The organism is Collinsella aerofaciens (assembly GCF_039836695.1).
In the GTDB taxonomy this organism is placed as follows: Bacteria; Actinomycetota; Coriobacteriia; order Coriobacteriales; family Coriobacteriaceae; genus Collinsella; species Collinsella aerofaciens_BD.
In genome coordinates this window covers 1-2,830 of record NZ_JBDPAC010000044.1, presented here as the reverse complement: position 1 = coordinate 2,830, position 2,830 = coordinate 1, and the positions used below count along the sequence as shown (strand labels likewise).

At 61.2% G+C, this 2,830-nt stretch carries 3 protein-coding genes; all 3 read left to right on the top strand.

Annotated elements, in window-relative coordinates; translation table 11 throughout:
- Window positions 1-240 precede the first annotated feature (240 nt).
- Window positions 241-1,641 carry an L-fucose/L-arabinose isomerase family protein gene (locus ABG996_RS10640; RefSeq protein ID WP_347478402.1) on the top strand — a complete coding sequence of 467 codons (1,401 nt, stop codon included), beginning with the start codon at window positions 241-243 and terminating at the stop codon, window positions 1,639-1,641.
- Window positions 1,642-1,643: 2 nt separating this feature from the next.
- Window positions 1,644-2,480 carry a transketolase gene (locus ABG996_RS10635; RefSeq protein ID WP_346982326.1) on the top strand — a complete coding sequence of 279 codons (837 nt, stop codon included), beginning with the start codon at window positions 1,644-1,646 and terminating at the stop codon, window positions 2,478-2,480.
- Window positions 2,473-2,830, top strand: a 358-nt coding sequence (locus tag ABG996_RS10630) for a transketolase family protein (RefSeq protein ID WP_488350345.1), incomplete at its 3' end; no start/stop codon positions are given. The genes ABG996_RS10635 and ABG996_RS10630, both read left to right, overlap by 8 nt.

The window sequence follows — 2,830 nt, the reverse complement described above, 5'->3', positions numbered from 1 at the left end:
GCGCCTTTAGACGCGAGCCCGGGGCCCGTGGGTTATACCCTAAGAGCAAACCACCCTTTTTAAGGGTGGTTCTGATTGCCCTTGTATGTTCAGATTGTTTACATACCGTTTAGGCTGATTTCTCTACCGCTTACAGGTATTTCGCGCTAAACTTCTAAACAGAAGAGTAAAACATTTAGTAAACGGAACAAAACGAAACACACGTCTGTTTACTGAACATGTGATTAGGGGAGGACGTACATGGACAAGATTAAGCTCGGCTTTGTGCCCACGCGCCGCAGTATTTTTAGCGCGCCGGACGCAATCAAGTATCGCGGTCTGACGGCTGATCGCCTGCGCGAGATTGGCGTCGACATCGTGGATATCGATGACATCAATGACGAGGGCCTGCTGTTCGACGACAGCCATATCGAGCCTATCGTCAATAAGTTCCGCGCCGAGGGCGTCGATGGCATCATGCTGTGCCATGCCAACTTTGGCACCGAGTACGTTTGCGCTCGCCTTGCCCGCGAGCTCAGCCTGCCCGTGCTACTGTGGGGCCCGCGCGACGAGCGCCCCGAGCCCGACGGCACCCGTCTGCGCGATAGTCAGTGCGGCCTGTTCGCCACCGGCAAGGTGCTGCGCCGCTTCCAGGTGCCCTTTACCTACATGACCAACTGTCGTCTGACCGACCCCGAGTTCGAGCGCGGCGTTTGGGACTTTTTGGCCGTGTGCAACGTGGTCAAGACCTTCAAGCACACCCGCATCCTGCAGATGGCCACCCGTCCGTTCGACTTCTGGTCGACCATGTGCAACGAGGGCGAGTTGCTCGAGAAGTTCAACATCCAGCTTTCGCCCATTCCCATGACCGAGCTTGTCCAGGCCGTGCGCGACGCCCAGGCCGACGAGCAGGCCATGGCCGCCATGCTTGCCCACATCAACGACAGCTTTGAGATCTGCATCCCCGAGGACAAGGTTCCCGCGGTCGCCGGTCTTGCCATCGCCATGAAGCGCCTGGTCGAGAAGTACGGCTGCAACGCCGGTGCCATTCAGTGCTGGAACGCTCTGCAGGACGAGCTGGGCATTATGCCCTGCGCCGCCAACGCCATCCTCAACGAGATGGGCATCCCCATCGTATGCGAAACCGATATCCACGGCGCCATCACCGCACTGATGGTGGAGGCCGCCGACCTGGGCCGTCACCGTGGCATGTTCGCCGACTGGACCGTGCGCCATCCCGACAACGAGAACGGCGAGCTGCTGCAGCACTGCGGTCCCTGGCCCTGCAGCTGCGCGGCCGTCAAGCCCAAGCTCACCTACCCGCTGGCTTTCGATCACCCCGGCGCGCTGACGGCCGAGGCCAAGCACGGCGACCTCACCCTTGCCCGCTTTGACGGCGACAACGGCGAGTACTCGCTGCTGCTGGGCAACGCCCGCGGCATCGACGGCCCGGCCGGCATGGGCACCTATCTGTGGGTTGAGGTCGAGAACCTCAAGCGCCTCGAGGCCAAGATCGTCGAGGGTCCCTATATCCACCACTGCGTCGCTATCCACGCCAACGTGGTGCCGGTGCTCTACGAGGCGTGCAAGTACATCGGCATCGCCCCCGATTTATATGACCCCATCGAAGAAGACGTTAAAGCCTACCTGCGAGGAGAGTAGAAATGGCAACTATCGAAGAGCTTGAGTCCCTGCGCTGGGACCTTCGCCGCGATTGCGTCGATATCATCATGGCTGGCGCCGGCGGCCACATCGGCGGTGACATGTCGGTGATCGACGCCCTCATGACCCTCTACGCCAACCATCTGAACATTTCGCCCGAGACCGTCGACGATCCCAACCGCGACCGCTTCGTGCTCTCTAAAGGTCACGCCATGGAGGCCTACTACGCGGTGCTCTGCCACGAGGGCTATCTTGACCTCGACGACGTCAAGGCCCGCTTCTCCAAGTTCGGCAGCCCCTACATCGGCCACCCCAACAACAAGCTCAAGGGCATCGAGATGAACTCGGGCTCGCTGGGCCACGGCCTGCCCGTGGCCGTGGGCATGGCGCTCGCCGGCAAGATGGACGGCCGCGACTACCGCGTCTACACCATCATGGGCGACGGCGAACTTGCCGAGGGCTCGGTCTGGGAGGGCGCCATGAGCGGCGGCAACTACCAGCTCGATAACCTGTGCGCGCTCGTGGACCGCAACCGCTTGCAGATCAGCGGCAGCACCGAGGACGTTATGAAGCAGGATTCGCAGGAGGAGCGCTGGGCTGCCTTTGGGTGGAACGTGCTGTCCATTCCGGGCAACGACGTCCAGGCTATTGACGCTGCGCTGACGCTTGCCGCCGAGACCTGCGGCAAGCCCACGGTCATCATCCTCAACACGGTGAAGGGCTACGGCTCGCCCGTCATGGAGGACAAGGCCAGCTGGCATCATCACCTGCCCAACGATGAGGAATATGCCCAAATCATCGCCGATTTCGCTGCCCATAAGGAGGCCATCAATGGCTAACAAGATCGCCAATCGCAAGGTTATCTGCGACACGCTGCTCGAGGCCGCGAAGACCGATAAAGATATCGTCGTCCTGTGCTCCGACTCCCGCGGCTCTGCATCGCTCACGCCGTTCTTCGATCAGTATCCCCAGCAGTCCGTTGAGGTCGGCATCGCCGAGCAGGACCTGGTGGGTATCGCTGCCGGCATGGCTTCGTGCGGCAAGAAAGCCTGGGCTGCCTCGCCGGCGTCCTTTGTGACCACGCGCTCGTATGAGCAGTGCAAAGTCGACGTCTCGTACTCCAACACCAACGTCAAGCTCATCGGCATTTCGGGAGGCGTGTCCTACGGCGCCTTGGGCATGAGCCACC